27 protein-coding genes are annotated in these 26456 nt (G+C 68.2%); 14 read left to right on the top strand and 13 right to left on the bottom strand.

Annotated elements, in window-relative coordinates:
* Positions 1-144 precede the first annotated feature (144 nt).
* The gene (locus tag DX03_RS07815) at positions 145-495 is read left to right on the top strand and encodes an SH3 domain-containing protein (protein WP_038687743.1); all 351 of its coding nucleotides are present in this window, start codon (positions 145-147) and stop codon (positions 493-495) included.
* 116 nt (positions 496-611) lie between these two features.
* Here the strand turns inward: DX03_RS07815 and serS are convergent, their stop codons facing one another.
* Positions 612-1892 carry a serine--tRNA ligase gene (gene serS, locus DX03_RS07810; protein ID WP_038687741.1) on the bottom strand — a complete coding sequence of 427 codons (1281 nt, stop codon included), beginning with the start codon at positions 1890-1892 and terminating at the stop codon, positions 612-614.
* Positions 1893-2025: 133 nt separating this feature from the next.
* On the opposite strand from serS, the gene DX03_RS07805 reads away from it, so the two are divergent.
* Together DX03_RS07805 and DX03_RS07800 are read left to right on the top strand one after the other, a co-directional pair.
* On the top strand, positions 2026-2655 hold the full coding sequence (locus DX03_RS07805) for an energy transducer TonB (RefSeq protein WP_038687740.1): 630 nt from the start codon (positions 2026-2028) through the stop codon (positions 2653-2655).
* A 157-nt stretch (positions 2656-2812) separates the two neighbouring features.
* Positions 2813-3391, top strand: coding sequence for an energy transducer TonB (locus DX03_RS07800; protein ID WP_038687738.1), 579 nt, complete (start codon positions 2813-2815; stop codon positions 3389-3391).
* Between the two features lie 192 nt (positions 3392-3583).
* Here DX03_RS07800 and aroA read toward each other — a convergent pair whose 3' ends face one another.
* The 4 genes from aroA to DX03_RS07780 all read right to left on the bottom strand — a co-directional run bounded on the left by aroA (position 3584) and on the right by DX03_RS07780 (position 8416).
* A complete protein-coding gene (gene aroA / locus DX03_RS07795; protein WP_038687736.1) occupies positions 3584-4897 on the bottom strand; it encodes a 3-phosphoshikimate 1-carboxyvinyltransferase in 1314 nt (437 codons plus the stop codon).
* A gap of 113 nt (positions 4898-5010) precedes the next feature.
* Entirely contained in the window at positions 5011-6204 is a 1194-nt protein-coding gene (gene pheA / locus DX03_RS07790) for a prephenate dehydratase (protein WP_038687734.1), read from the bottom strand.
* Positions 6205-6255: 51 nt separating this feature from the next.
* Positions 6256-7341, bottom strand: a complete 1086-nt coding sequence (serC, locus tag DX03_RS07785; RefSeq protein WP_038687731.1) for a 3-phosphoserine/phosphohydroxythreonine transaminase — start codon at positions 7339-7341, stop codon at positions 6256-6258.
* A 274-nt stretch (positions 7342-7615) separates the two neighbouring features.
* Positions 7616-8416 carry an FHA domain-containing protein gene (locus DX03_RS07780; RefSeq protein ID WP_038687729.1) on the bottom strand — a complete coding sequence of 267 codons (801 nt, stop codon included), beginning with the start codon at positions 8414-8416 and terminating at the stop codon, positions 7616-7618.
* A gap of 119 nt (positions 8417-8535) precedes the next feature.
* Between DX03_RS07780 and DX03_RS07775 the strand changes: the two genes are divergently transcribed.
* From DX03_RS07775 to DX03_RS07765, 3 genes are all read left to right on the top strand, one after another.
* Positions 8536-8811, top strand: coding sequence for a polyhydroxyalkanoic acid system family protein (locus DX03_RS07775; protein ID WP_038687727.1), 276 nt, complete (start codon positions 8536-8538; stop codon positions 8809-8811).
* Positions 8812-8898: 87 nt separating this feature from the next.
* Positions 8899-9399 (top strand): phasin family protein, encoded by a 501-nt coding sequence (locus DX03_RS07770; RefSeq protein ID WP_038687726.1) that lies wholly within the window; start codon positions 8899-8901, stop codon positions 9397-9399.
* Between the two features lie 269 nt (positions 9400-9668).
* Complete coding sequence (locus DX03_RS07765) at positions 9669-10694, top strand: restriction endonuclease (protein WP_038687724.1); 1026 nt, start codon at positions 9669-9671, stop codon at positions 10692-10694.
* Between the two features lie 123 nt (positions 10695-10817).
* Here the strand turns inward: DX03_RS07765 and hutC are convergent, their stop codons facing one another.
* Positions 10818-11546 (bottom strand): histidine utilization transcriptional repressor HutC, encoded by a 729-nt coding sequence (gene hutC / locus DX03_RS07760; RefSeq protein ID WP_038687723.1) that lies wholly within the window; start codon positions 11544-11546, stop codon positions 10818-10820.
* A gap of 30 nt (positions 11547-11576) precedes the next feature.
* Positions 11577-12956 carry a formimidoylglutamate deiminase gene (locus tag DX03_RS07755; RefSeq protein WP_038687721.1) on the bottom strand — a complete coding sequence of 460 codons (1380 nt, stop codon included), beginning with the start codon at positions 12954-12956 and terminating at the stop codon, positions 11577-11579.
* Between the two features lie 63 nt (positions 12957-13019).
* On the opposite strand from DX03_RS07755, the gene hutI reads away from it, so the two are divergent.
* Genes hutI through hutU form a run of 4 tightly spaced genes read left to right on the top strand, consistent with a single transcriptional unit; the run spans position 13020 to position 18299 of the window.
* Positions 13020-14219, top strand: a complete 1200-nt coding sequence (gene hutI / locus DX03_RS07750) for an imidazolonepropionase (protein WP_038687719.1) — start codon at positions 13020-13022, stop codon at positions 14217-14219.
* A 23-nt stretch (positions 14220-14242) separates the two neighbouring features.
* A complete protein-coding gene (gene hutH, locus DX03_RS07745; protein WP_038687717.1) occupies positions 14243-15784 on the top strand; it encodes a histidine ammonia-lyase in 1542 nt (513 codons plus the stop codon).
* Entirely contained in the window at positions 15781-16635 is an 855-nt protein-coding gene (gene hutG / locus DX03_RS07740; protein ID WP_038687715.1) for an N-formylglutamate deformylase, read from the top strand. The genes hutH and hutG overlap by 4 nt, the downstream gene beginning before the upstream one ends.
* A complete protein-coding gene (gene hutU, locus DX03_RS07735) occupies positions 16632-18299 on the top strand; it encodes a urocanate hydratase (RefSeq protein WP_038687714.1) in 1668 nt (555 codons plus the stop codon). The genes hutG and hutU overlap by 4 nt, the downstream gene beginning before the upstream one ends.
* A gap of 188 nt (positions 18300-18487) precedes the next feature.
* Here the strand turns inward: hutU and DX03_RS07730 are convergent, their stop codons facing one another.
* Positions 18488-18901 (bottom strand): hypothetical protein, encoded by a 414-nt coding sequence (locus DX03_RS07730; protein ID WP_219335246.1) that lies wholly within the window; start codon positions 18899-18901, stop codon positions 18488-18490.
* Positions 18902-19086: 185 nt separating this feature from the next.
* Between DX03_RS07730 and DX03_RS07725 the strand changes: the two genes are divergently transcribed.
* The 3 genes from DX03_RS07725 to DX03_RS07715 all read left to right on the top strand — a co-directional run bounded on the left by DX03_RS07725 (position 19087) and on the right by DX03_RS07715 (position 22749).
* Positions 19087-19512: a hypothetical protein gene (locus DX03_RS07725; protein WP_038687713.1), complete on the top strand. Its 426-nt coding sequence runs from the start codon at positions 19087-19089 to the stop codon at positions 19510-19512.
* Positions 19513-19655: 143 nt separating this feature from the next.
* Positions 19656-20456, top strand: a complete 801-nt coding sequence (locus tag DX03_RS07720; RefSeq protein WP_038687711.1) for a restriction endonuclease — start codon at positions 19656-19658, stop codon at positions 20454-20456.
* Positions 20457-20640: 184 nt separating this feature from the next.
* Positions 20641-22749: a TonB-dependent receptor family protein gene (locus tag DX03_RS07715; RefSeq protein WP_038687709.1), complete on the top strand. Its 2109-nt coding sequence runs from the start codon at positions 20641-20643 to the stop codon at positions 22747-22749.
* Between the two features lie 49 nt (positions 22750-22798).
* Here the strand turns inward: DX03_RS07715 and DX03_RS07710 are convergent, their stop codons facing one another.
* The 4 genes from DX03_RS07710 to DX03_RS07695 all read right to left on the bottom strand — a co-directional run bounded on the left by DX03_RS07710 (position 22799) and on the right by DX03_RS07695 (position 24993).
* Positions 22799-23170: a hypothetical protein gene (locus DX03_RS07710; protein WP_038687707.1), complete on the bottom strand. Its 372-nt coding sequence runs from the start codon at positions 23168-23170 to the stop codon at positions 22799-22801.
* A complete protein-coding gene (locus DX03_RS07705; RefSeq protein WP_038687705.1) occupies positions 23167-23952 on the bottom strand; it encodes a hypothetical protein in 786 nt (261 codons plus the stop codon). Before DX03_RS07705 ends, DX03_RS07710 begins: the two co-directional genes overlap by 4 nt.
* Entirely contained in the window at positions 23949-24329 is a 381-nt protein-coding gene (locus DX03_RS07700; RefSeq protein WP_038687703.1) for a VOC family protein, read from the bottom strand. Before DX03_RS07700 ends, DX03_RS07705 begins: the two co-directional genes overlap by 4 nt.
* A 79-nt stretch (positions 24330-24408) precedes the next feature.
* Positions 24409-24993, bottom strand: a complete 585-nt coding sequence (locus DX03_RS07695) for a TetR/AcrR family transcriptional regulator (RefSeq protein ID WP_038687701.1) — start codon at positions 24991-24993, stop codon at positions 24409-24411.
* A 70-nt stretch (positions 24994-25063) separates the two neighbouring features.
* Here DX03_RS07695 and DX03_RS07690 point away from each other — a divergent pair, with 70 nt between their 5' ends.
* The gene (locus tag DX03_RS07690; protein WP_038687699.1) at positions 25064-25606 is read left to right on the top strand and encodes a thioesterase family protein; all 543 of its coding nucleotides are present in this window, start codon (positions 25064-25066) and stop codon (positions 25604-25606) included.
* 9 nt (positions 25607-25615) lie between these two features.
* On the opposite strand, the gene DX03_RS07685 is transcribed toward DX03_RS07690, so the two are convergent.
* Positions 25616-26395, bottom strand: a complete 780-nt coding sequence (locus tag DX03_RS07685) for an SGNH/GDSL hydrolase family protein (protein ID WP_038687698.1) — start codon at positions 26393-26395, stop codon at positions 25616-25618.
* Positions 26396-26456: the final 61 nt, after the last annotated feature.

Below are 26456 nucleotides of genomic sequence, written 5' to 3'. Positions count from 1 at the left end.
GGTTCTCCCTCCCCCGCCGGTGTTGCGCCTGATGGCCCCTTTTGGGGCCATCTTCTTTTTCAATGGCGCAACTGCGATGCAGGTGCTGGGCAAGGTCGGTGGGCGTCATTACGCTGACCGCTCACTTGTTCAGGACAGGCCCGCATGCGCTATCTGGTCGTTGCTCCGCACCGGAGCGAATTCCCCCACCCCATCACGCTGGCGCGTGGCCAGGCGCTGCAGGTGGGCGAGCGCTATGAAGGCGCGGAAGGCTGGGACGACTGGTACCTGTGCGAAGCCGCCGACCAGGCACCGGGCTGGGTGCCGGCGCAGGTGATCGGGCGGGATGCGCAGGGCGATGCCTTTGCGAAGGAAGACTACTGCGCGCGCGAGCTGGACGTGGACCCGGACCAGGTGCTGGTGGGTGGGCGCGTGCTGAACGGCTGGGCGTGGTGCGCACCGGTGGGCGGCGGTGTTGAAGGATGGGTGCCGTTGCGGGTGTTGCGGGCCATGTAACCCCGGTGAAGGGGTAGAGCCACCCCATGGGTGGCTGCACGCAATGCCCGAATCGCCCCGGCAGAGCCCCCGAGGTGCTGCACAAAAAACCCGCCGTTCGGCGGGTTTTTCGTGGATCAGGCGATGGTGTCCAGACCGCCCATGTAGGGCTTCAGCGCATCCGGCACGGTAATGCTGCCGTCGGCGTTCTGGTAGTTCTCCATCACCGCGATCATCGCGCGGCCCACGGCCACGCCGGAACCGTTGAGGGTGTGCAGCAGTTCGGGCTTGCCGGTTTCCGGGTTGCGCCAGCGGGCCTGCATGCGGCGGGCCTGGAAATCACCGCAGTTGGAGCACGAGGAGATCTCGCGGTAGGTGTCCTGCGAGGGCAGCCACACTTCCAGGTCGTAGGTCTTCACTGCGGCAAAGCCCATGTCGCCGGTGCACAGCAGCACCTTGCGATACGGCAGGCCCAGGGTTTCCAGCACCACTTCGGCGCAGCGCGTCATGCGCTGGTGTTCGTCTTCGCTCTGCGCGGCGGTGCACGCAGCCACCAGCTCCACCTTCTCGAACTGGTGCTGGCGGATCATGCCGCGCACGTCGCGGCCGCCGCTGCCGGCTTCGGCACGGAAGCACAGCGAGTGGGCGGTCATGCGCAGCGGCAGCTGGTCGGCGTCGATGATTTCGTCGCGCACGATGTTGGTGAGCGGCACTTCCGAGGTCGGGATCAGGTACCGGGTGGACTCGCCCACGGCGGTCTTGAACAGGTCGTCCTCGAACTTGGGCAGCTGGCTGGTGCCGCGCAGCGACTCGGCGTTGACCAGCGCCGGCACGTTGGTTTCCTGGTAGCCGTGGGTGTCGGTGTGCAGGTCCAGCATGAACTGGGCCAGCGCGCGGTGCAGGCGGGCCAGCGGGCCGCGCAGCACGGTGAAGCGCGAGCCGGACAGCTTGGCCGCGGTTTCCGCGTCCAGCCAACGGTTGCGGGCGCCCAGCTCCACGTGGTCCAGCACCGGGAAGTCGAAGCTGCGCGGGGTGCCCCAGCGCTTCTGCTCCACGTTCTCGGTTTCGTCCGCGCCGGCCGGCACGTCGTCGCCCGGCAGGTTGGGAATGCCCAGTGCAATGGCTTCGATCTTGTCGCGCAGTTCGTCCAGGGCCACTTCCGAGGCCTTCAGCTCGTCGGCGAACGCGGCCACTTCGGCCATGATCGCCGAGACGTCTTCGCCCTTGGCCTTGGCCTGGCCGATGGCCTTGGAGCGGCTGTTGCGCAGGCTCTGCAGTTCCTGTGTGCGCACCTGGATGCGCTTGCGGTCTGCTTCCAGCGACTCCAGCCCGGACACATCCAGCTCGAAACCGCGCGAGGAGCGCAGGCGTTCGGCAAGGTCGGCGGGGTGTTGGCGAAGCAGGGCTGGATCAAGCATGGCGTGTGCGATGGGGTTGGGACTGGAGGGGGATTATCGCCTGTTATGCGGATTTCTGCCGCCCGGGGGCCGCCATGTACCCCTCAGTCATTCCGGGCGTGGCAGAATCGGGGGGTTCACTACGGTATGGCTCATGTCCGCTTCCCGCTCCTCGTCTGGCAAGAACATCACCTTCCACCTGCCCCGGCGCAGCCTGATGATCGCCGGCATCGCCTTTGGCGTTGGCGTGCTGTTGTTCCTGGTGGTGTGGCTGAGCAGCCGCAACGACGACTTCTACAAGGCCGGCCCGGCGGCAACGCCGCAGCAGGTGGCCGATATCGAGCCGTTGCCCGAACCCCTGCCCGCCGCGGCCGGCTCCAGCGACATGCCCGACGCCAAGCCGCTGCCGCCCGGCGAAGAAGCCCCGCAGCTGGTGGAAACCGCGCCCCCGCCGCCGCCGGCCGCAGCCGCTGCGCCGACCACCGAGGCCCCGGTGGCCGCCGCTGCCGGTGACCGCCCGCAGCCGATCGCCGACCAGTCGCCGCCGCCCTCGTATCCGCCGGCCGCGCTGCGTCGTGGCGATGCCGGCACGGTGGTGGTACGCGTGGATGTGGATGCCACCGGCTACCCGTCGAACGTGACGATCATCGAGCGCAGTGGTTCACGCGATCTTGATCGCGCCGCATCGGATGCGGTGCGCCGTTGGCGCTTCCAGCCGGCGCAGAGCAATGGCCAGCCGGTGCCGGGCAGCATCGAGGTCCCGTTCGACTTCAAGCCGCAGTAATGCGCGGCCGCCGCATCATCACGCAGCGCTGATTCGGCAACGGCTCATCAAGCTGAACCTCGATGGCAATGCAGTCGCCGCGTTGACGGTGCGCTGACACATCCACAACCGGGTACGGGCAAGACTGCGGGTGTCAAAACGACATCAGGAGTTCGCCATGAGTGTTACCCATGCCCATGACATGCACGCGTCGCCGCAGCACCAGCGCGACGTGACCGATGAACCGGCCCGCCGCGGCACCTCGCCGTGGTTGTGGATGGCGCTGATCGTGGCGATGTTCGCCGCCGCGCTGGTCTGGCTGCGCTACGCCACCCCCAACGAAACCAGCACCGCACCGGTCGGCGAGCGCATGTTGCCGGCCACCGAAACGCCGGTGGCCACCACCGCACCGTCCCCGGCGACGCGCCAGGCTGCACCGGCCAACACCCAGCGCAAGCCGGCCGTAGCCGCGCGTAACCGCGAGGCGCGCCCGCTGGCCAGCAATGCCAAGCCGACCTACCCGGCCAGCGCGCTGCGCAGTGGCGTGCAGGGCAGCGTGGTGGCCAGCCTGAGCGTGGACCCGCGTGGCCACGTGACCGATGCCAATATCGTGCAGCGCACCGGTTCGCGTGACCGCGACCTGGACCGCGCGGTGCTGACCACCGTGCGCAACTGGCAGTTCGAGCCGGCCATGAACAATGGTCGCGCCGTGGCCAGCGTGGTGCGCGTGCCGGTGGATTTCCGTACCGAGCGCTAAGTTGAGGCGCTGAGGCGGGAACGAAAAAGGGAGGCCAATGGCCTCCCTTTTTTGTGCGGCGTAGTGCCGGGCTCTGCCCGGCAACCAGGCATATGCGACCGCAGCCACGTAGTGCCGGGCGCTGCCCGGCAACCAGGCATTTGCCAACGCAACGGCAGCCACGTAGTGCCGGGCTCTGCCCGGCAGCACGCCTCAGGCGCTGCGCAACCCGAAGCCCGCACCCGTGGACAGACCGTCGAAATCCGGGAACGAGGTGGCGACGTTGGCGATGTCGTTCACCCGCACTTCGCCGCTGCTGAGCTGGCCGGCAATGGCGAAGGCCATGGCGATGCGGTGGTCGCCGTGGCTTTCGATGGTGCCGCTGCCCAGCGTGCTGCCGCCGTGGATGGTGGCGCCGTCATCGGTTTCATCCACCTGCACGCCCAGCGTGCGCAGGCCGGTGGCCATGGCGGCCAGACGGTCGGATTCCTTGACCCGCAGTTCGGCGGCGCCGCGCACCACCGTGTTGCCCTGCGCGGCAGCGGCAGCCACGAACAACGCGGGGAACTCGTCGATCATGTCCGGCACCAGCGCTTCGGGAATTTCCGCACCGTGCAGCGGGGCGTAACGCACCACCAGGTCGGCCACGGCTTCCCCGCCCTGCTCGGCATGGTTTTCTTCGGTGATGTCCGCGCCCATCAGCCGCAGTGCGGCCAGCAGGCCGGTGCGGCGCGGATTGAGGCCCACCGCGAGCAGGCGCAGTTCGGAGCCGGGAATGATGCTGGCGGCCACCAGGAAGAACGCGGCAGAGGAGAAGTCGGCCGGCACCACGATGTCGGTGGCGCGCAGGCGCTGGCCGCCGCGCAGGCGGGCCTTGCCGGGCGAGAAGTCGATGTCCACGCCGAACGCGCGCAGCATGCGCTCGCTGTAGTCGCGGGTGGGGTGCGGTTCGCTCACCGTGGTCTCGCCGTCGGCGTACAGGCCGGCCAGCAGCACCGCGGATTTGACCTGCGCACTGGCCACCGGCGAGGCGAAGTCGATGCCCTTCAGCGTCTGGCCGCCATGCACGTGCAGCGGCGGGGTGCCGTCGCTTTCGGTGTCGATCTTGGCGCCCATCAGCGCCAGCGGGCCGGTGACACGGCGCATCGGGCGGCGCGACAGCGATTCGTCGCCCACCATCACGCTGTCGAACGATTGTGCGGCCAGCAGGCCGGCCAACAGGCGCATGCCGGTGCCGGCGTTGCCGCAGTCCAGCGGCGCGGCGGGGGCCTTCAGGCCGTCCACGCCCACGCCGTGCACCACGCGCTGCGACGGCGACGGGGTGTCGATGCGCACGCCCATCTGGGCAAAGATGGCGGCGGTGGCGCGGGTGTCTTCGCCTTCCAGGAAACCATCGATGTGCGACACGCCGTCGGCCAGCGCGGCGAACATCACCGAGCGGTGCGATACGGACTTGTCACCAGGAATGGTCAGGGTGCCCTGCAGGGGCTGGCCCTTGTGGGCAATCCAGTACGGCGTAGCGGTCATCGAAGGGTCCTGTCAGGCAGCCGCGCGGGCGGCGATTCAGCGGTATGCGGGAAAGGCGGCGCGCCGGCATGGCGTCGCCACCGAAGGCGCAGCGCAGGGCTGCGCCGAGACGGTCAGGGCACGGCCACCGGGTAGGACCCCAGCACCTTGATCTGTGCCGAGTGCGCTTCCAGTTCGGCCAGCGCAGCCTGCATCGCGGCATCCTCGATGTGGCCGGCCAGGTCGATGAAGAAGCCGTACTCCCACTTGGCGTTGTGCGACGGCCGCGACTCGATGCGGTTCATGCTGATGCCGTGGCGCGCGAACGGGCTGAGCACGTCGAACAGCGCGCCGGGCTTGTCGTGGATGAACACCAGCACCGAGGTGCGGTCGTGGCCGGAGGTGGGGAAGATGTTACGGCCCACCACCAGGAAGCGGGTGGTGTTGTCGGCATCGTTCTGGATGGGCTTGGTCACCACCTTCTTCAGGCCGTACACGTGCCCTGCACTCTCCCCGCCAATGGCGGCGGCGTCGTCGGCATTGCGGGCGCGGCGGGCGCCTTCGGCATTGCTCGACACCGGGATCTTCTCGGCCTTGGGCAGGTTGGCGCGCAGCCATGAGGAGGTCTGCATGAACGATTGCGGGTGGCCGTACACACGCTCCACGTCGTCCAGCCGACCACTGCGCGACATCAGGTACTGCTGCACGCGCAGTTCCACTTCGCCGCAGATTTTCAGGTTGGAGGTCAGGAACATGTCCAGGGTGATCTGGATGGTGCCCTGCCCCGAGTTCTCCACCGGCACCACGCCGAAATCGGCGTTGCCCGCTTCCACTTCCTGGAACACTTCTTCAATGCTGGCCAGCGGCAGGCCCAGCGCCGAGCGGCCGAAGTGCTTGAGCACGGCCTGCTGGCTGAAGGTACCTTCCGGACCCAGGTAGCCAATCTTCAGCGGCTCCTGCTGGGCCAGGCAGGCCGACATGATTTCGCGGAACACATGCACCAGCACTTCATCGCTGAGCGGGCCTTCGTTGCGGTCCACCACCATGCGCAGCACCTGCGCTTCGCGCTCGGGGCGGTAGTAGTCGACGGCGGCGGCGAGCTTGCCCTTGGCCTTGCCTACCTGGTGGGCGAAGTTGGCGCGCTCGGCGATGAGCGCCTGGATGCTGCGGTCGATGTGGTCGATCTTGGCGCGCACGTCCGACAGCACCGGTGCGGGCGTGCTGGCAACGGCAGCGGCCTTGCCGGGGGCGGCCTTCGCAGGTGCGGCGGCCTTGGGCTTGGACGGCGGCGCTTTGGCGGCCTTGGGCTTGGCGGGTTTGGTGGCCATCTGGGTTCCAGGTGCAGTGGGGCGTCACGCGCCCCGGGAAATACGAAAACGTCAGCCGTGGCGCTGCTGGAAGTCGGCCATGAAGGCGACCAGCGCCTGCGCGCCTTCCACCGGCATGGCGTTGTACAGCGAGGCACGGATACCGCCCACGGCGGCGTGGCCCTTCAGCGCGAGCAGGCCGGCGGCCTTGGACTCGCTGACAAAGCGCGCGTTGAGGGTGTCGTCGGGCAGGAAGAACGGGATGTTCATACGCGAACGGGCGGCCGGCACCACCTCGTTGCGGTAGAACCCACCGGAGGCATCGATGGCGCCATACACCAGCGCGGCCTTGGCGGCGTTGCGGCGGGCGAATTCCTCGACGCCGCCTTCGGCCAGCATCCACTCGAACACCAGCCCGGCCAGGTACCAGTTCCAGGTGGGCGGGGTGTTGAGCATGGAGTCGCGCGCCACGTGCGAGCGGTAGTTGAAGATGTCCGCGCGCGGCTGGCCGGCGCGTTCGAGCAGGTCGCGGCGTACGATCACCACCGACACGCCCACCGGGCCCAGGTTCTTCTGCGCGCCGGCGTAGATCAGGCCGTACTTGCTGACATCGAGCGGTTCGCTGGCGATGGACGAGCTGAAATCGGCGAACAGCGGCGCCTGGCCGACATCGGGGGTGTCACGGAACTCGACGCCGTGGATGGTCTCGTTGGCGGTGATGTGCACATAGGCCGCATCGGCCGAGAGCTGCCAGGTGTCGCGCGCGGGGATGTCATGGAAGCCGTTGGCTTCGCTGCTGGCGGCCACGTTGACGTTGACGTAGGGCGTGACCTGCTTGATCGCGGTCTTGCCCCAGTGCCCGGTGAGCACGTAGTCCACGGTCTGGCCGGGCTGGGCGAAGTTGAGCGCCAGCAGGGCCTGCTGGGTGGTGGCGCCACCGGCCAGGAACAGCACGGCGTAGTCGTCGGGGATGCCGATCAGGCGGCGCAGGTCGGCGTCGGCCTTGGCCGCGACGGCCATGAATTCCGGGCCGCGGTGGCTCATTTCGACAATGGAGGCGCCAGCGCCGTTCCATTCCAACATCTCTTCCTGCGCCTTGCGCAGGACCGATTCCGGCAGGGTTGCAGGGCCGGCACTGAAGTTGAACGCGCGCGTCATGTCACACCTATGGGGCAAGACCCCTAGTATGCCGCAGCGCACCAGGCTTTAGGCCTTGCAGGACCAGGCGAATTTGGTTGCAAACGAATCTATCGAAACGAGCACCAATTTGGGCCCGGCGCCCCCCGGGTAGTGCCGGCCGCTGGCCGGCAACCTCATGAACCCAGCCCGGTGTACGTGGAGCCGGCCAGCGGCCGGCACTACCGGTTGCGTGGACCTGGCTGGGTGTACGTGGAGAGCAAATCAAGGGGCGTCAGCGCGGATGCGATGACGTTTACCGCGCGCCGAACCACAGCAGGCCACTGATCACTGCCGCCAGCAGCAGCGCGCTGGCCAGCAGCCACGGCCAGCGGCTTACGCGCGGCGGCTTGGCTGGCGCTGCGTCGTGGGTGGGCAGGTCCAGCAGGTCGTCCTCGTCTTCGCTGACGATCCGGGTGCGGGCGTCGTGCGGCACTTCCAGCACGAACCGGTGCTGGGTGTCGAACACCAGCTGGTCGCCCGGCAGCAGCCAGCAATGCCGAACCGCCACGCCATTGACCCGGGTGGATTCGCCCGCGCCGAGGTCGCGCAGCAGCACGCGCTCGCCGTGCAGCTCCAGGCGGGCGTGCTGCTCGGCAAAGGCGGGGTCGTCGATGGCGATGTCGGCCTCGGCGCTGCGGCCGATCAGGCGCGGACGGTCCAGGGTGAAGCTGCGGCCGTGGTGTTGGCCGCCCAACCCGCGCAGCAGGCGCAGTTCGTCGCTGCCGGCGTCACTGCGCGGCGGCGCCTGGGCAAGCACCTCGCACTCGCCCTGGATCACCATCTCCACGCCATCCACATACACCGCATCGCCCGCGCGCAGCATGGCCATGCGCCGCACGGGGCGGCCGTTGACGTGGATGCCGCGCGTGCCGGTTGCGACCTGCAGCCAGAGGCCGCGGTCGTCCAGGCAGAATTGTGCAAGCAGCAAGGTGCCGGCGGCGTCACCGCCCAGGCGGACAGTGCCCGAAGCGTGGCGCACGATGCGCTGCACCCCGGGCCGCAGTGGCTGGTCGGGGTGTTGGCGCTGGGTGAAGTGAACTAGCAGGTTCTGCACGCGGCGAAAGCCTAGCAGGTTGCATGTCATCGAAGAAGAAGTGTGATGCAGTCCTTGGAGTTGGGCGCAAGGATGCGCACAATGCACGCCCTTCCCGCTGCCGCCCGCCAGGAGCTCCCATGTCCAGCATTGATATCCGCCACGCCCACTCCCTGCCCGTCGATGGCGCCCGCAAGGCGATCGAAGATGTGGCCGCCAAGCTGTCCGAGCGCTTCGGCCTGCAGAGCAACTGGGTGGGCGACGTGTTGAACTTCAACGGCTCCGGCGTGGACGGTGCGATCGAACTGCAGCCCGGCCAGGTGCACGTGACCGCCAAGCTGGGCTTCCTGCTGTCGGCGATGAAGGGCATGGTCGAGGGCGAGATCCAGCGCGTGCTGAAGGAAAAGCTGGGCTGAATCCTGGCCCGTCCGCAGGCGCCGGCCATCACATGGCGCAAAGCTGACGCTGATTAGCATCGGGGTGTCCATCCACAGGATCGCCCCATGACCGCACACGACGACTTCGACGACCGCGACACCCGCAGCCCCGACGACAAGCCCTCGCTGGGCGAACAGGCCGAGCGCTTTTCGCGCAAGCTCACCGGTTCGGCCCAGCAGGTATGGCTGGCCGGGCTGGGTGCCTTTGGCCGCGCCCAGGCCGAGGGCAGCCGCGTGTTCGACACCCTGGTGCGGGAAGGCGAAACCATCGAGGCCCGCAACCGTGAACAGAGCGGCGACACGCCGCGCTGGCGCGACAACGTGGAAGAACAGCTGGGCGAGGCCCGCGAAAAAGCCGCCGGCACGTGGGACAAGGTCGAAAAGGCCTTCGATGACCGGGTGCAGGGCGTGCTCAAGCGCCTGAACATCCCCACGGCCGAGGACGTGGCGGCCCTGAACGCGCGTATCGATGCGCTCAATGCCCGGGTCAACCGCGCCGAGGCCCGCAACGCCTCACCCAACGCCGACCCGTCCCCGGGAACGCATCAGGGACCGGGCGGCGCCTGAGCCCGGCCCGGGCCCATCTGTGCCGGATGTTGCAAAGCAGCACGGCATTGATGACAATCGAAACCGACCCGCCAATCGCTTCTTCGCCGTTTGTTCCCTCCCCTCACGGCTACGGATTGGCGGGTTTTCTGTGTCTGCTGCTCGAAAGTGAGACGCCGGTCACTGGCTGCGGCTCGGACTTCCGGGGGTTCGTATTGAAGAGCCCCCGCAGACGCCTGCGAGCGCATATAAACTGTCAATCGCACATCCGTGTTCATCTCTAGCGCCCCATGTTCTCCTGGATTCTGGCTTTACTGTTGGCCCTCATTGTCTGGACGCTTGCCGCCGCCTGGTTCTGGCTGGTGAAGCGCCGCCGCAAGGAGACCCGGCTTGGGCTCAATGCCTTGGCTGGCATGCATTGGCGTGACTTTTCCGAGATCGTCCGGCGCGCCATGCGCGAGCAGCGCGGCCTGCAGGACGTGCCCGGCGAGGTGGACGACAGCCGCGAGCCGCGCAGCGATTTCCTCATGCAGGACGCCCAGCACCGCTGGCTGCTGTCGTGCAAGCATGGACGCGCGTACCGCATTGGCACCGCGGCGGTGAACGAACTGGGCGCCGCCGCACGGCTGGCCGGGGCCCGGGGCGGCATCCTGATCACCGAGGGCATGGTCGAACGCGATGGCCGCGTGGCCGCCGAGAAGCAAGGCGTGGAGGTGCTCGACGGGCACCTGCTGTGGCCGCTGCTGCAGCCGTACCTGCCCGGCGACATGGAAGCCCAGGTCAAGAACGCGGCCCGCCGCGAGGCGATCCGGCGGATCTCGATAGCCGCGCTGGGATCGCTGACCCTGGGGCTGCTGGTGGGCATGGGCTACCTGACCTCGCGGCTGGACCAACAGGCCGCCCCAGTGGCGGTGACCACGCCGGCCGCGACACCGGTTCAAGCTGCCGCTGCGCCTGCGGATGCCCCGGTGGCCGACGACAAGCCGGCGGCCGACGCGCCAGCCGCTGCCAAGCCGACTGCGCCTGCTGCTGCGCCGGGGATCCTGGGCGATGTGGCCGACCCGGACCCGGCCACGCTGGCGCGCTACCAGAAAGAGCTGGCCCGCACCCTGGCTACCCAGCCGGGCGTGTTGAGTGCGTTCTGGCTTACCCGGCAGACGTTGGCGGTGAACCGGAGTGACGAGATCGACGTGATCTGGCCGTTGGTCTGTACCGAGGTGAAGCGGTACCCGGCGCTGCGGACCGTGCGTATCCAGTTGAATCCGCGTTTGGGCGTGGACGAGCCGGTGCGTTGGCGGCAGTGCGCTACGCTTTGATTTTGTTTGGTTTTTTAAGAGCAGCCGGGCAGAGCCCGGCTCTACGCATCGCGCGGGCGGTGACTATGGGGCGCATGGCGATGCGTTCGTCGTAACGGCGCCCGCCGGTCATGGGGCGCGGCTCTACCGGGCGCCGGGGGCGAATTTTGCGACGAGGTCCCAGGCGTCGCCCAGGAACATCTGGCGCACGCAGGTGATGGGCTGGTCGCCGCGCCAGGTGAGGCGGTCGATGACCAGGCAGGCAGTGCCGGGCTTGACCTCCAGCAACGCCGCGGCGGCGTCATCGGCGCCCCAGGCGCTGATGCGGTGCTGGGCGCGGGTCCAGGACACGTTCTGCAGCAGCCAGCTGCCCGGCGCGGTGGTGTCGAAATCCACGTCCAGCACTTCAGGCACGCCTACCGGGCTGATCAGGCGGTGTTCCAGCGCGAACGGACGGCCATCGGCGCGGTGCAGGCAGCGGATGGCCAGCAGCTTGTCGCTGCCCGACAGCGCCACCTCTTCGGCGGCCTGCGGGCGCGGCGGCCGATAGGCCCGCTCCAGCAACTGGTAGCCGTAAACGTGGCCGCGTGCGCCCACGGCCATGGCGATATCCGGAATTTCCAGCGCCACCTGCTCCAGGTGCGGCGGCTGCCGGGCCACGAACGAACCGGCGCGGCGGCGGCGCTCGATCATGCCGCTTTCGGCCAGCGCGGTCAGCACCTTGTTCACGGTCATCCGCGAGCAGCCGTACTGCTCCATCAGCTCGTGCTCATAGGGAATGCGGAACCCGGGCTCCCACTGCCCACTGAGGATGCGGCTTTCCAGATCGGCGCGGATGCGCTGGTTGAGGGTTTCTGCTTTCTTGCCCGTCACTCGGGAGTCCTGGATGGGTGCGACCGGCACTCAGCCGGCCGACAACAACGTCTGCAATGCGCGGGCGAAACGGGCGGCCACGGCATCACGCTGCAGGTGACGGCCCTGATGGACCAGCTGGCGACCCTGGCGCCACACCGAACGCACCGCACCATTACGTGCGGCGAACACCCAGCTGTCAAGCAAGGCGTCGCCGTCGCGGGCGATCAGGGCCGGGTGCGTCGGGTCCAGTTCGACCACGTCGGCCGGGGCGCCCACCTGCAGCCCGGTGGCCACGCCCAGCGCCTGCCCGGCGCCGTGCAGCGACTGCTCGAACAGCCAACGGCCGCTGGACTGGCCATCGCCCGGCGCCAGCACGTTGCGCCCGCGCAGCTGCAGGCGCTGCCCGTACTCGAGCAGGCGCAGTTCTTCGGCTGCGTCGATCAGCACGTTGGAATCCGAGCCGACGCCGAAGCGCCCACCCGCGCGCGCGAACGCCTGCATCGGGAACAGCCCGTCGCCCAGGTTGGCCTCGGTGATCGGGCACAGCCCCACCACCGCGCGGCTGGCCAGCATGCGCTGCACCTCGTCGCCGTCCACGTGGGTGGCGTGCACCAGGCACCAGCGTTCGTCCACGGCGGCGTGTTCGTACAGCCAGCGCACCGGGCGCAAGCCGCTCCATGCCACGCAGGCGTCCACCTCGCGGGTCTGCTCGGCGATATGGATGTGCACCGGGCCGGCGGTAAGCGGCAGCAGTGCGTTGAGTTCCTCGCCGGTCACCGCCCGCAGGCTGTGCGGGGCAATGCCCAGCACGGCGTCATCCAGGCCGTGCAGCGCCTGGGTACAGCCCTGCAGCAGCGCGGCGAAACCGTCCACGTCGTGGATCAAGCGGCGCTGCGCCGGGTTGGGCGCGGCACCGCCGAAATCGGCATGCGCGTAGAACACCGGCAGCAGGGTCAGGCCGATGCCACTGCCCTGCGCGGCGGCGGCGATGCGCTCGGCCATCTCGGCGCGGTTGGCGTACGGGGTGCCATCGGCGGCATGGTGCAGGTAGTGGAACTCGCCCACGCGGGTGAAGCCGGATTCGAGCATTTCCACGTAGGCCTGCTCGGCGATGGCCTGCACCGCTTCGGGCTGCAGGTGCGCCAGGAAGCGGTACATCAGCTCGCGCCAGCTCCAGAAGCTGTCACCGCTCTGCCCGCCGATCTCGGTCAGCCCGGCCATGCCCCGCTGGAAAGCGTGACTGTGCAGGTTGCCCAGCCCCGGCAGCGCGATGGCCAGCGTGGTGTCGCCCGGCTGGGCGGGCACGCCGGCACTCACCTCGGTCAGGCGGCCGCCGGCGCACACAATGCGCACATCGCGGGCCCAGCCCTGCGGCAGCAGTGCGTGGGTGGCATGGAAAACAAGGGTCGCGGCGGGGGTGGCTGGCATCACTGGACATCCCGGAAGTGGCGCCTATATTGTATAGACATATAAGCCGATGTGGTTGCTGCCATGCACTGTGACACCCTCTGGTACCACGCCCACCTGATCACCGTCGATGGCCCGGGCCTGGGCGTGATCGAAAACGGGGTGATCGCCGCCACCGACGGCCGCATCGTGCACGTGGGCGCGGCCGGTACCGAGGCGCACCTGCAGCCGGCGCAGCGTATCGATTGCGGCGGCCGCTGGATCAGCCCCGGGCTGGTCGACTGCCACACCCACCTGGTCTATGCCGGCAACCGCGCCGGCGAGTTCGAGCAGCGCCTGCAGGGCGTGAGCTATGCCGACATCGCCCGCGCCGGCGGCGGCATCGTCTCCACCGTGCGCGCCACCCGCGCGGCCAGCGAGGCCGAGCTGATCGCCGCCAGCCTGCCGCGCCTGGACGCGATGCTGGCCGAAGGCATCACCACGCTGGAAATCAAATCCGGCTACGGCCTGAGCCTGGACGATGAAACCAAGCAGCTGCGCGTGGCCCGCGAACTGGGCCGCCTGCGCGCAGTGGAGATCGTGCCGACCTTCCTGGGCGCGCATGCGATTCCGCCCGGTCGCGATGCGCAGGACTACATCGACGACGTGTGCAACGTGATGATTCCGGCAGTGGCCGTGCAGGAACTGGCCGAAGCGGTGGATGTGTTCTGCGAGAACATCGCCTTCAGCGCCGCGCAGGCCGAGCAGGTATTCGTGGCCGCCCGCCAGCACGGGCTGGCGATCAAGATCCACGCCGAACAGCTCAGCAACCAGCATGGCGCAGCGCTGGCTGCACGCCACGGCGCGTTGTCGGCCGACCATATCGAACACCTGGATGCCGAGGGCATCGCGGCGATGGCGGCGGCCGGCACCGTGGCGGTGCTGCTGCCGGGCGCGTTCTATTTCACCCGCGACACCACCCTGCCCCCGATCCCGGCGCTGCGTGCAGCCGGCGTGCCGCTGGCACTGGCAACCGATTCCAACCCCGGCACCTCGCCGCTGACCAGCCCGCTGCTGGCCATGAACATGGCCGCCACCCTGTTCCGTATGACCGTGGACGAGTGCATCGCCGGCTTCACCCGTGAAGCAGCGCGCGCGCTGGGCCGCGCTGATCGCGTGGGCCGGCTGGCGGTCGGCCTGGACTGCAACCTGGCCCTGTGGGACATCGAGGCACCTGCCGACCTGGTGTACCGCATGGGCTTCAACCCCCTGCACGCGCGCGTGATGCGCGGCGTATCCGTCTGATTCTTGTGATGTCTGGAGATTCCATGAGCACTACCCTGACCCTGCAGCCCGGCGCGGTGACGCTGGCGCAATGGCGCGCGATCTTCGATGGCGCGCGCGTGCGCCTGGACCCGGCCTCCGCCGCGGCGGTGCTGCGCAGCGCGCAGACCGTGGCCGATATCGTGGCCAAGGGCGCGCCGGTGTACGGCATCAATACTGGCTTCGGCAAGCTGGCCAGCGTGCGCATCGAGCGCGAAGACCTGGCCACCCTGCAGCGCAATATCGTGCTGTCGCACGCCGCCGGCGTGGGTGAGCCGATGCCGGCGCCGGTGGTGCGGCTGATGATGGCGCTGAAGCTGACCAGCCTGGCCCAGGGCGCGTCGGGCATCCGCCCGGAAACGCTGGCGCTGCTGGAAGCCTTCCTGCAGCACGACATCGTGCCGGTGATTCCGTGCCAAGGCTCGGTGGGCGCGTCGGGTGACCTGGCCCCGCTCTCGCACCTGGCGAGCGTGATGATCGGCGTGGGCGAAGCGTTCGTGGGTGGCGAGCGGCTGCCGGCCGCCGACGCGCTGGCCCGGCACGGCCTTGCGCCGCTGGTACTGGGTGCGAAGGAGGGCCTGGCCCTGCTCAACGGCACCCAGTACTCCACCGCCTACGCGCTGGCCGGCCTGTTTGCGATTACCACGGTGTTCCAGGCCGCGCTGGTCACTGGTGCGCTGTCGGTGGAAGCAGCCAAGGGCTCGGACACGCCGTTCGACCCGCGCATCCACAGCATCCGCGGCCAGCGCGGGCAGATCACTACCGCCGCCACGCTGCGCACGCTGATGCAGGGTTCGGCCATCCGCGAATCGCACCGCGACAACGACGTGCGCGTGCAGGACCCGTACTGCCTGCGCTGCCAGCCGCAGGTGATGGGCGCGGCGTTCGACGTCATGCGCCAGGCGGCCACCACGCTGGCGATCGAAGCCAATGGTGTGTCCGACAATCCGCTGGTGTTCACCGATACCAATGAAGCGCTGAGCGGTGGCAACTTCCACGCCGAGCCGGTGGCCTTCGCCGCCGACATGCTGGCCATGGCCATCTGCGAGATCGGCTCGATCAGTGAGCGCCGCACCGCGATGCTGGTGGACCCGGCGCTGTCCGGCCTGCCCGCCTTCCTCACCCCGAAGCCCGGCTTGAATTCGGGCTTCATGATTCCGCAGGTGACCGCGGCGGCGCTGGTCTCGGAGAACAAGCAGCGCGCCTACCCGGCCAGCGTCGATTCGATCCCGACCTCGGCCAACCAGGAAGACCATGTGTCGATGGCCGCGCACGGTGCGCGCCGGTTGCTGGCGATGGCCGAGAACGCGGCCAACGTGGTTGGCATCGAGTTGCTGGCCGCCGCGCAGGGCTGCGACTTCCATGCCCCGCTGCGCTCCAGCGACGCGCTGGAAGGCGTGCGTGCGCGTCTGCGCGCGCAGGTACCCACCCTGCAGGACGACCGCTACTTCCATCCGGACATGGTGGCCGCCACCGCGCTGGTGCGCAGCGGCGCACTGGCCGAGGGCCTGGCCGACGTGCTGCCGCAGGTGGAGCCGCTGGCATGACCACCCACCCGGACTGGCTGCAGGTCCACGAGGGCGATGCGCCGCTGATCGTCAGCTTCCCGCATACGGGCAGCGAACTGCCGCACGACCTGATCGATGGCTACCACTCGCCATGGCTGGCGCGCCGCGATGCCGACTGGTGGGTGCATGAGCTGTACGACTTCGCCCGCGGCATGGGGGCCACGACCGTGCGCTCGGCGATCTCGCGCTCGGTGATCGACCTCAACCGCGACCCCAGCGGCGTGTCGCTGTACCCGGGCCAGAACACCACCGGCCTGTGCCCGCTGACCACCTTCGACAACCAGCCGCTGTACCACCCCGGCAGCGAGCCGGACGAGGCCGAGATCGCGCGCCGCCGCGACACGTATTTCGCGCCGTACCACGACGCAGTCGACGCGCAGATCGCACGGCTGCGCCAGCACCACGGCACCGTGGTGGTGTATGACGCGCACTCGATCCGCTCGCATATTCCGCACCTGTTCGACGGCGAGCTGCCGCAGTTCAACCTGGGTACGGCGGGTCCCTCGGGCGCGGTCGATACGTCCTGCGACAACACGCTCAGCGACGTGGTGGAGAACCTGCTGAAGATCAGCGGCCTGTCCCACGTGCGCAACGGCCGCTTCAAGGGCGGCTGGATCACCCGCCACTACAGCAACATCCCCGGGGGCGTGCACACCCTGCAGATGGAACTGGCCTGCCGTGGCTACATGCACGAGCCGGCCCCGGACCAGGTGGACGAACACAGCTGGCCCACCCCGCTCGACCCCGACCACGCCGCACCGCTGCGCCACACCCTGGCGCAGGTGCTCAACGCCTGCCTTGCATTCGCTACGAACCGGAGCGCCGCATGACCCGCAACGACCCGTCCCGCACCATCATCGCGCCTACCGGCACCACGCTCACCGCCAAGAGCTGGCTGACCGAAGCGCCGCTGCGCATGCTGATGAACAACCTGCACCCCGATGTGGCCGAGCGGCCGCAGGAACTGGTGGTGTACGGCGGCATCGGCCGCGCCGCGCGCGATTGGGAGAGCTTTGATGCCATCGTCGAAACCCTCAAGCGCCTGGACGACGACCAGACCCTGCTGGTGCAGTCGGGCAAGCCGGTCGGCGTGTTCCGCACCCATGTGGATGCGCCGCGCGTGCTGATCGCCAACTCCAACCTGGTGCCGCGCTGGGCCAACTGGGACCACTTCAACGAGCTGGATAAGAAAGGCCTGGCGATGTACGGCCAGATGACGGCCGGCAGCTGGATCTACATCGGCGCGCAGGGCATCGTGCAGGGCACCTACGAAACCTTCGTGGAGATGGGCCGCCAGCACTACAACGGCAGCCTGGCCGGCAAGTGGCTGTTCACCGGTGGGCTGGGCGGCATGGGCGGCGCGCAGCCGCTGGCTGCGGTGATGGCCGGTGCGTCGTGCCTGGCGGTGGAGTGCCGCAAGAGCAGCATCGAGATGCGCCTGCGCACCGGCTACCTGGACACCTGGACCGACAACCTGGATGAGGCGCTGCGCCTGATCGAGGAATCGTGCACGGCCAAGAAGCCGCTGTCGGTGGGCCTGCTCGGCAACGTCGCCGACGTGCTGGACGAACTGCTGCTGCGCGGGGTCAAGCCGGACCTGCTGACCGACCAGACCTCCGCACACGACCCGGTCAACGGCTACCTGCCGCAGGGCTGGACGGTGGAAGAGTGGGACGAAAAGCGCGTGTCCGCGCCGAAGGTGGTGGAGAAAGCCGCACGTGCCTCGATGGCCACCCACATCCGCGCCATGCTCGCCTTCCACGCGCTCGGCGTGCCGACCGTGGACTACGGCAACAACCTGCGCCAGATGGCGCTGGAAGAAGGCGTGGAAGACGCGTTCGATTTCCCCGGTTTCGTGCCCGCCTACATCCGCCCGCTGTTCTGCCGCGGCATCGGCCCGTTCCGCTGGGCCGCGCTGAGCGGTGACCCGGAAGACATCGCCAAGACAGATGCCAAGGTAAAGGAGCTGATCCCGGACAACCCGCACCTGCACCGCTGGCTGGACATGGCCGCCGAGAAGATCAAGTTCCAGGGCCTGCCCGCGCGCATCTGCTGGGTGGGCCTGGGCGACCGTGATCGCCTGGGCCTGGCCTTCAACGAGATGGTCGCCAACGGCGAGCTGAAGGCCCCGGTGGTGATCGGCCGCGATCATCTGGACAGCGGCAGCGTGGCCTCGCCGAACCGCGAAACCGAGGCGATGGCCGACGGTTCCGATGCTGTGTCCGACTGGCCGCTGCTCAACGCCCTGCTCAACACCGCCAGCGGCGCAACGTGGGTGTCGCTGCACCATGGCGGCGGCGTCGGCATGGGCTTCTCGCAGCATGCCGGCATGGTGATCGTGTGCGACGGCACCGAAGCGGCCGCCAAGCGCATCGCACGCGTGCTGTGGAACGACCCGGCCACGGGCGTGATGCGGCATGCCGATGCGGGGTATGACATCGCGGTGGAGTGTGCGAAGGAGAAGGGGTTGGATCTGCCGGGGATTCTGGGCTGATCCAGATGCGTCCCGACCAACGGTCGGGATCTACCGCGCCTGATGCGTCCCGACCAACGGTCGGGACCTACCGCTCCGGATGCGTCGCGACCAACGGTCGGACCTACCGCTCCTGATGCGTCCCGACCAACGGTCGGGATCTACCGCGGGCCGCGTAGAGCCGGGCTCTGCCCGGCTGCCCCTGTTGCCTAATCGTCCAACGGCACGTCACCGTCCCAATTGAACGACGGCATCCACTTCGCCACATCCTCCACCGGCTGTGGCAATCGCCCCTCCAGCCAACCCAGCAGATCGTCCGGCGAGAACCCCGGGTCACTGGATTGAATCCGCCATGACAGGAACTCGCTGGCCGGGCCATTGAGGTACGGCGGCGGCGCGACGGGCATGAACGTCGTCGGCAGCGCTTCGGTCACCGACAACCCGTTAACCACATACGCAAGCTCCTGCACGGCACTCCAGGCCAGCGGATGCGCAAGATCCAGCGCGAACCCCACGTACCAGGTCCTATCCTCGCCCCTGCCCCAGTGCATCGGCGAGGCCGACATGGCCGGAATCTTCTGCAGGTACTCCAGCAGTTTCTTGAATTCGCCTTGCTTGGCCAACTGGTTCTCCTGTTCTGGTCATTTCGTTTTCAAGTATCGCGGAAACCTCCATTGATCGCCCGCCGGTTGACCCTATTCGGCAATGACGTGTCACCCGGAGTAATGTATGGCCGGATTCCACAGTCACGCTTCACATCAGCGTCAAGCAGGCCACCACGCTCACAGGGGGACAAATTGTGCGAACCATGATCACGAGCCGGACTACGTCAACCACGCTGATATTGGCGACCTTGCTGTTTTCTTCGCATGCGCAAGCTCAGGACAGAACCTTCCCGGATAAGTCGGTGTTGGTCATTTCCACGCCCGGCTATTCGTGGGCTGCCGCAGACATCGCAAAAGTCCTCGGTGTGCGCGCCACAGCGCTCGATATCGGTTTGGTAGACGCTACAGACCTCACCCGCAATGATCCACGGCTGGTGGGATTGGTCGAAGTGGAAATCAACGTCGCGCAGTATTTCGAAACCGTCTACGCCATCTGCCGGGACAAACAAGGACAAGAAGTGTGGCGCGAGAAGCGGGTACTGAACTTTGGTGGCGGTCCCGATCGTTTGGCCAGGGACATGGTGGCCGGGCTAATGAAGAAGGTGAAAGGCAGGAAGTGTCCAGCGTGAACACAGACCACCGATCGCTAACGAAAGGGTAGAAGAGCCTTAACCGAACTGCCCTACGTACAGTCGCATGCGACTGCCAAACGTGCGCGCCAAGCTCGTGCCGGCCCGGCCTACAATGTCCATGCACACAGGAGGAGGGACGCATGGGACGCAGGCGCACGCATCTTAGCGACGTCATGGCCACATGGCCGTGGTACGTCAATGTTGGCGCAGGCGCGCTCGGCTTCGCCGCATTGCGCATGCTCGCCCCGCAGTGGCACGAGCGCACCACTGGCACCCCGACCGCGTTGATTGCCGGCATAGCAGCACAAGCGGCGGTTGCATGGCTGTGGCTGGGGCTCTGCCTGGTGGCGGCGGTGGTGTCATGGGCTGGCGCGCGTCGACGGCGCCGGTTGCTGGACACGCGCACCGGGCTGGAGAGTCTTTCCAGCAACGGATGGCGTGACTTCGAACGGCTGGTCGGCGAAGCCTACCGGCGACAGGGCTATACCGTCGAGGAAACCGGCTTGGGCGGTGCCGACGGCGGCATTGACCTGGTCCTGCGCCGCGATGGCAAACGCACGCTGGTGCAATGCAAACAATGGCGGCGCCAGCAGGTGGGCGTGTCGGTGGTGCGCGAAATGTATGGCCTGCTGGCGCACCACCGCGCAGACGCCGTGCTGATTGTCAGCAGCGGGGGCTTCACCCGCGACGCGCAGACCTTCATTGTCGGAAAGCCCATCACGCTGGTTGCGGGTGAGGACCTCTTGGGAATGATTCAGAAGGTGCAGGCACGTGGGACGGCGATGCCTGCCGCAAGGATCGAGCCGGTGCTGACAGACTCGGCACCTGCCTCGGAGGTGTTGACCTGCAAACGCTGCAGCGCCCCGATGGTGGAACGTCGTAATCGCAGAACCGGTGACGTATTCATGGGCTGCAGTCGCTTTCCCGCTTGTCGCGGCTGAAAGCGGCAACCTCTAGTCGATCGCATGCGGGTTCACGGGCTTCGGAACGAAGAGCAGCCGACCAACGGTCGGCTCTACCGGTGTCGGAGCAGGCGCCTCTTGCGGCCGTACGGCACGGACGGGTGACGCGCTGCGCCATACCTGTTAACTTGCGCGCCATCTTTTTGGTTTACAGCCCTTACGCATGTCGCTTTCGCCGTACCGCCCCTGCCCGACCCTGCTGTTCCTGGCCGTCGCCCTCGGCCTTTCCGATGCCGCCCACGCCGCCCCCCAGGCCACCACCCTGGACGCGGTCAATGTCACCGCCGCCAGCGAGGCCGAGCATGCCCGTGCCACGCTCAAGCGCGTTCCCGGCGCCAGCAATGTGGTGGACCTGACCAAGGCCGACGGCCGGCTGTCCACCAGTGCCGATGTGCTGGCCTACCAGCCCGGTATCAGTGCGCAGTCGCCGGGCAACGAAGGCGCCAAGGTGTCCATCCGTGGCTCGGGCATCAACCGGGGCCCGGGCGCGCATGCGTCGGGCGTTGCGGTGTCGCTGGATGGGCTGCCGTTGAGCGGCCCCGGTGGCACGCCGTATGAGCTGCTTGAACCGCTGTGGTTGAGCCGGGCCGAGGTGCTGCGCGGTGCCAACGGGTTCGAGCGCGGTGCGTTGGCGCTGGGCGGTGCGATCAACTACGTGAGCCGCAGCGGACGCGATTCGGCCGGGCTGGAGCTGCAGTACGAAGCAGGCAGCCGCGGGTACCAGAAGCGCAGCGTCGGCTATGGCGGGGTGAGCGGCGATGTCGACTACTACCTGGCCTACACCGATACCGAATCGGACGGCTACCAGCGCCACGCCGCCAGTGACGGCAAGGGCGCGATGGCCAACCTGGGCTGGCAGATCACCCCGACCCTGGAAACGCGCTTCTTCGTGCGTTACCGCGAGACCAATCACGAAACGCCCGGGCGCCTGACCCGCGACCAGATCCGCAACGATCCGCGTGCAGCCAATCCGGCCAACCTGGCCATCGACGCACGCCGTCCGCAGCCGGGCAGCACCTGGATCGGCAACATGACCACCTGGCAGATCGACGAAGCGTCCTCGCTGCAGGCCGGGCTGGTGTATCACAAGTACCCGATGGACTTGAACGAAAGCCTGTACCGGCAGCAGCTGGACTACAGCAACCTCAACGCCACCGTGGACTACCGCCACCGCCACCTGCTGTTGGGCCGCACCAGCGTGACCACGCTGGGCCTGCGCGTCACCCACGATCTGGACGCGGACGTGCGCGAGACGCTGCGCTTTGCCAGCAACGGCTATGCCGCCGGCACGCATACGCGCGATTTCTCGCACCACGGCACCGACAGCACGCTGCACATCGGCAACGACCTGGCCCTCACCGACGCGCTGCACCTGCAGACCGGGCTGGCGCTGATCAACACCCGCCGCGATGTGCAGGTGACCTGGCCGGCCACGCCCGAACGCCTGCGCGAGCACCAGTGGGACTATGCGCCGCGGCTGGGCTTCACCTGGCAGCAGACCCCGCAGACACAGTGGTTCGGCAACCTGAGCCGGTCGGTGGAGCCGGCGCACCCGTGGTCGATGATCTGGGGCTCGAACCAGTATTTCGCGGCAGGCAACGGTGCATCCACCGGTCGCCAGCGCGCGCCGGTGCAGCTGGACAACCAGACCGCCACCACGCTGGAACTGGGTGCGCGCGGCGACAGCGTGCTCGGCCGGTGGGAGCTCACCGGCTACTACGCCCGCGTGCTGCATGAACTGCTCACCGTGGAAGTGGTGCCGGTACCGAACCTGTTCGTGGCCGAGAACAACGCCAGCCCCACCGTGCACCGTGGTCTGGAAGCCGGGCTGGACAGCACGCTGTGGCAAGGGCGCGATGGCCGCCTGTCGTTGCGCCAGGCCTACACCTTCAGCGACTTCCGCTACCGCGATGACGCGCTGTTCGGCAGCAACCGCCTGCCCGGCCTGCCCCGCCACTACTACCAGGCCGAGCTGCGCTACGACCACCCCACCGGTTTCTACGCCGCGCTCAACACCGAGTACGCCTCGGCGATGTTCGTGGACTACGCCAACAGCGTCCGCGCCGACAGCCACGCCATCGTCGGCAGCCGGGTCGGGTTTGATGCACCCAGCGGGCGCTGGCAGGCGTGGGCGGAGATGCGCAACATCGGCGACCGCCACTACGCGGCGACGGTGACGCCGGGCTACAACGATGCCGGCAAGGACGTGGCCCGCTCCACCCCGGGCGAAGGCCGCGGGGTGTACGCCGGCCTGCGCTGGCGCTTCGACTGATCGGGCCGGCCAGCAACGGCAGCGTTGCTGGCCCTTGGCGAGCGGTGGTTCAGATCGCAGCGGCCTGCGAGAACAGCGACAAATACATGGCCAGCACCGCAAAGCTGCCCCACAGCAGCATGCTGACCATCCCCACCACGCCGGCCAACCAGTAGCGCAGCCCGCCACCGAACACCGCCACCAGCACCACCAGCACCGGGCCTGTCCAGACCCACGGGTAGGTGCTGACGAAGGCAGCGGAAAGTGCCGACGGTGCCATGCCCGCCTCGAGCAACGGCGCCAACAGGCGCGGCAGCAGTGCAGCGCCCATCGCCGTGACCAGCACCGCGGTGATGCCGCTGCAGGCCAGCCCGATCACCAGTGCGCCCACCCCGGCGATGCCGCCGGTGGCACCGGCCAATGCGCGTTGCAGCAGGCTCATTTGCCGCGCACCGTCTGCAGTACATCGGCCAGGGTGTCTGCGTGGGGCGCGATTTCCTGCGCCACCCAGCCCAGCCCGGCGGAAAACACCAGCACGCCGATCAGCGGCCAGAAGGTATGGGCCAGGCACAGCCGCCACCAGCCCTGCGCGCGCATGCCCTGCATGCGCCGGTACAGGCCCCCGGCAATGGCGGTGTCGACCAGCAGCTCGGCCATCAGCACCGGCGCGGACCAGATCACCCAGCTGGCGGCCACCAGCGTTCCGGCAGCGATCGCCAGTACCGCGATGAGGGCCATGACCGGCACGCCCGCATCGCCGTCGGCGAGATCCAGCAGTGACCCGTCGCTGCTGGGGGTGTCCGCGCTGGTGCGGGTCGACGGCGCCCAGGACGCCGATGCGCCACCGCCACCGGACTGCCCACCCTGCCCGCCCCACTGCGGCCCCGTGTTGGGCGACGACGAGCCGCCACCACCGCCGGTGTTGATCACCGCCTCTGCAACGTCATTCCGGCGCAGGTGCAGCCATAGCCACATCAACAGCAGGAACGTGAGGTAGGCCATCAGCACGGCCAGCGGATACCGCAGCAGCATCGTATCCAGGCCACCCAGACGCAGCAGGTGTGCAGCCAGCAGGCCCGCCACGGCAGTGACCATCACGATCACCGCCATCTGCAGCCGGGGCCAGCCGCCACGCTGCAGCTGCTGGCGGGCACGGGCGATTTCGCTGCCGCGGGTGAGCGGCAGCAGCAGCGGCCTGGGCGGTCGCACCACCCGCCGGTTCATGGCTGCACCTGCTTGGTGACCGCCTCGATGCGATGGCCATCGGGGTCGATCACGAACGCCGCGTAGTAGCGGTCACCGTAATCCGGTCGCAGTCCGGCGGGGCCATTGTCATGCCCGCCGGCCTGCAGCGCGGCGCGATGGAAGTCCTGCACCGCGGTGCGCGTGGGGGCGCTGAAGGCCAGGTGGAAGCCGGGCCCGGGCGCGGCGGCATCGTCGCGCAGTTTCAGGCACAGCATGTCTTCGTCATCGACCAGTCCGTAGCCGATCGCGGTGTCATCGTCGAAGACGCGGCGGTACCCCAGCGCGCCCAGCGCAGCGTCGTAGAACGCGCCGGCCACGGCCAGGTCGCGGACCCCAAGGGACAAGTGATGCAGCATGCGGACGTCCTTGCCGTGGAATGCGGAATGCACGGCGACAGTGTAAAGGCGCGTCGCGCTCAACGGCGCTTGCGGGTGCTCATCCGCGCGCCGGCAACGCCACCAGCGTCTGCAGCTGCGCCGCCACCCGGTCGAACGGTGCGATGTCCTGCATCGCCCGGCACATCGCCACAGCACCTTCCACGCTGGCGATGATCAACGTGGCCTGCGCGGCGGCTTGTGCCGGCGCATGGCCGGCCGCCAGCAGCGCAGCGCCCAAGCGCTGTTCCCACTGCGCGAACACTGCCGCCGCGGCACCGCGTGCCTGGCTGGCCACCGCATCCACCGGTTCTTCCACAGCAGCCGCCAGCACCGGGCAGCCGGCAGCAAACTGCGTGCGCAGCAGGCGTGCGCGCCACATCTGCAGAAACTGCTGCAGGCCCGGCTCCGCGCCGTCCTGCAAAAGTTCGGCGAGCAGAGCATCCACCTTGTCGCCGGCCTGGGTGGTGGCGCGCGCCAACAACTCCTGCTTGCCGCCCGGGAAATGGTGATACGTGGAGCCCAATGGCGCATCGGCGGCCTTGGTCACCTCGCGGATGCTGGTGGCATTGAGGCCCACCCGCGCCAACATGTCTGCCGCCGCCGCGATCACGCGCTGGGGTGCATCGGTAGGGCGAGGCGACATGGCGCGATTCCTTGCTAAGACGGTCGTCATACATTAGCGTATCGGGACTATAACAGTCGTCATATTCCGCATGAATCTCTGGTTCCGCCTGCTGTACCTGCTGCTGTGCAGTTTCTTCCGGCCACGGCTGGCCGCCCCGTTCGGGGTGTCACGGCTGCCGTTCCGGGTGCTGCCCAATGACCTGGACAGCAACCTGCACATGACCAACGGGCGCTACTGGAACATCTTCGATCTGGGCCGCCTGGACCTGATCCTGCGGATGGGCCTGGGCCGGGTGGCACTGCGCGAGAAATGGGCGCCGATCGTTGGCGCCGGCACCATTCAGTTCCGTCGCGAACTGAAACCTTTCCAGTGCTTCACGCTGGAAACGCGGCTGGTGGGCTGGGTCGGCACGCGGGTGATCATGGAGCAGCGTGTGCTGCTGGGCGAGGAGAAGATCGCTACCCGTGCCCTGCTGGTCACTGGCATCTACGACCGCCGCCAGCGCCGGTTCGTGGACATGCCCCGGATGATGCAGTCCATCGGCGCCGACGACGTGCCCTCCCCGCCCCTGAGCAAGGCCGCCGACGCGCTGTTGGCGGCAGACGCGGCGCTCAAGCAGGACGACGCCTGACCGCGTCGTTCAGCGCGGTCGCGCCAGCGCCTGGGTGATCGCCGCCTCGGCCAGCGGCGCCATCCGCGCATAGCCGGCTGGCGTGGGGTGCACGCCGTCGGCAGCCAGCGCCTTGTCCAAGCCACCGTCGCGGTTGGCCAAGGGCGTGTGGTAATCCAGATACACCACGTTGTGCGTGCTGGCGTACCGCTTCAACGCTGCATTCAACGCGCGCACCTTCGGCGCCGGCTGCACGCCGCGCTGCCACGGGTAGTCGCTGACCGGCAGCACCGAACTGAGCACCACCGCGATGCCGTGTGCCTGCGCCAGTTCCACCATCGACTGCAGGTTGTCTTCGATCATCGCCTGGGTGGCCGCCCCGGTATTGCCGGCAATGTCGTTGGTGCCGGCCAGGATCACCACCACCGCCGGCTGCAACGCGATCACATCCTGGCGGAAGCGCACCAGCATCTGCGCGGTGGTCTGCCCGCTGATGCCGCGGTTGAGGTAGCCCTTGCCGGGGAAGAAGGTGTCGCTGCCGGTGCGACCCCAGCCTTCAGTAATGGAATCGCCGAACAACACCACGCGCGCCGTGCCGGGAGCCGGGGCCGCCAACGCGGCGTTCTCATCCCGGTAACGCTGCAATTGGGGCCAGTCGCGCAGGCGCTGCTGCAACTCGGCGACCTGGCGCTCCTGAAGCGTGCCGGCGGGCTGCAGCAGCAGCGGATTGACCGCGGGCGTATCGGTAGCGGCATGTGCGGCGGGTACGGAACACACCGCCAGTAACATCAGGGCCAGGAACGGTCGCATATCAGGCACTCCTTGGGTGCAGGTTGAACGCCACGCGGGCCTCAGACTACGTGGCTGCCCG

Origin of the sequence: Stenotrophomonas rhizophila (genome assembly GCF_000661955.1) — a bacterium.
Taxonomy (GTDB): domain Bacteria; phylum Pseudomonadota; class Gammaproteobacteria; order Xanthomonadales; family Xanthomonadaceae; genus Stenotrophomonas; species Stenotrophomonas rhizophila.
This window is presented reverse-complemented; position numbering and strand designations above follow the sequence as displayed.

Coding starts and splice junctions, on each gene's coding strand:
- DX03_RS07815 (WP_038687743.1), top strand. CDS start 145: ATGCGCTATCTGGTCGTTGCTCCGCACCGGAGCGAATTCCCCCACCCC.
- serS (WP_038687741.1), bottom strand. CDS start 1,892: ATGCTTGATCCAGCCCTGCTTCGCCAACACCCCGCCGACCTTGCCGAA.
- DX03_RS07805 (WP_038687740.1), top strand. CDS start 2,026: ATGTCCGCTTCCCGCTCCTCGTCTGGCAAGAACATCACCTTCCACCTG.
- DX03_RS07800 (WP_038687738.1), top strand. CDS start 2,813: ATGAGTGTTACCCATGCCCATGACATGCACGCGTCGCCGCAGCACCAG.
- aroA (WP_038687736.1), bottom strand. CDS start 4,897: ATGACCGCTACGCCGTACTGGATTGCCCACAAGGGCCAGCCCCTGCAG.
- pheA (WP_038687734.1), bottom strand. CDS start 6,204: ATGGCCACCAAACCCGCCAAGCCCAAGGCCGCCAAAGCGCCGCCGTCC.
- serC (WP_038687731.1), bottom strand. CDS start 7,341: ATGACGCGCGCGTTCAACTTCAGTGCCGGCCCTGCAACCCTGCCGGAA.
- DX03_RS07775 (WP_038687727.1), top strand. CDS start 8,536: ATGTCCAGCATTGATATCCGCCACGCCCACTCCCTGCCCGTCGATGGC.
- DX03_RS07770 (WP_038687726.1), top strand. CDS start 8,899: ATGACCGCACACGACGACTTCGACGACCGCGACACCCGCAGCCCCGAC.
- DX03_RS07765 (WP_038687724.1), top strand. CDS start 9,669: ATGTTCTCCTGGATTCTGGCTTTACTGTTGGCCCTCATTGTCTGGACG.
- DX03_RS07755 (WP_038687721.1), bottom strand. CDS start 12,956: ATGCCAGCCACCCCCGCCGCGACCCTTGTTTTCCATGCCACCCACGCA.
- hutI (WP_038687719.1), top strand. CDS start 13,020: ATGCACTGTGACACCCTCTGGTACCACGCCCACCTGATCACCGTCGAT.
- hutH (WP_038687717.1), top strand. CDS start 14,243: ATGAGCACTACCCTGACCCTGCAGCCCGGCGCGGTGACGCTGGCGCAA.
- hutG (WP_038687715.1), top strand. CDS start 15,781: ATGACCACCCACCCGGACTGGCTGCAGGTCCACGAGGGCGATGCGCCG.
- hutU (WP_038687714.1), top strand. CDS start 16,632: ATGACCCGCAACGACCCGTCCCGCACCATCATCGCGCCTACCGGCACC.
- DX03_RS07725 (WP_038687713.1), top strand. CDS start 19,087: ATGATCACGAGCCGGACTACGTCAACCACGCTGATATTGGCGACCTTG.
- DX03_RS07720 (WP_038687711.1), top strand. CDS start 19,656: ATGGGACGCAGGCGCACGCATCTTAGCGACGTCATGGCCACATGGCCG.
- DX03_RS07715 (WP_038687709.1), top strand. CDS start 20,641: ATGTCGCTTTCGCCGTACCGCCCCTGCCCGACCCTGCTGTTCCTGGCC.
- DX03_RS07710 (WP_038687707.1), bottom strand. CDS start 23,170: ATGAGCCTGCTGCAACGCGCATTGGCCGGTGCCACCGGCGGCATCGCC.
- DX03_RS07705 (WP_038687705.1), bottom strand. CDS start 23,952: ATGAACCGGCGGGTGGTGCGACCGCCCAGGCCGCTGCTGCTGCCGCTC.
- DX03_RS07700 (WP_038687703.1), bottom strand. CDS start 24,329: ATGCTGCATCACTTGTCCCTTGGGGTCCGCGACCTGGCCGTGGCCGGC.
- DX03_RS07695 (WP_038687701.1), bottom strand. CDS start 24,993: ATGTCGCCTCGCCCTACCGATGCACCCCAGCGCGTGATCGCGGCGGCG.
- DX03_RS07690 (WP_038687699.1), top strand. CDS start 25,064: ATGAATCTCTGGTTCCGCCTGCTGTACCTGCTGCTGTGCAGTTTCTTC.
- DX03_RS07685 (WP_038687698.1), bottom strand. CDS start 26,395: ATGCGACCGTTCCTGGCCCTGATGTTACTGGCGGTGTGTTCCGTACCC.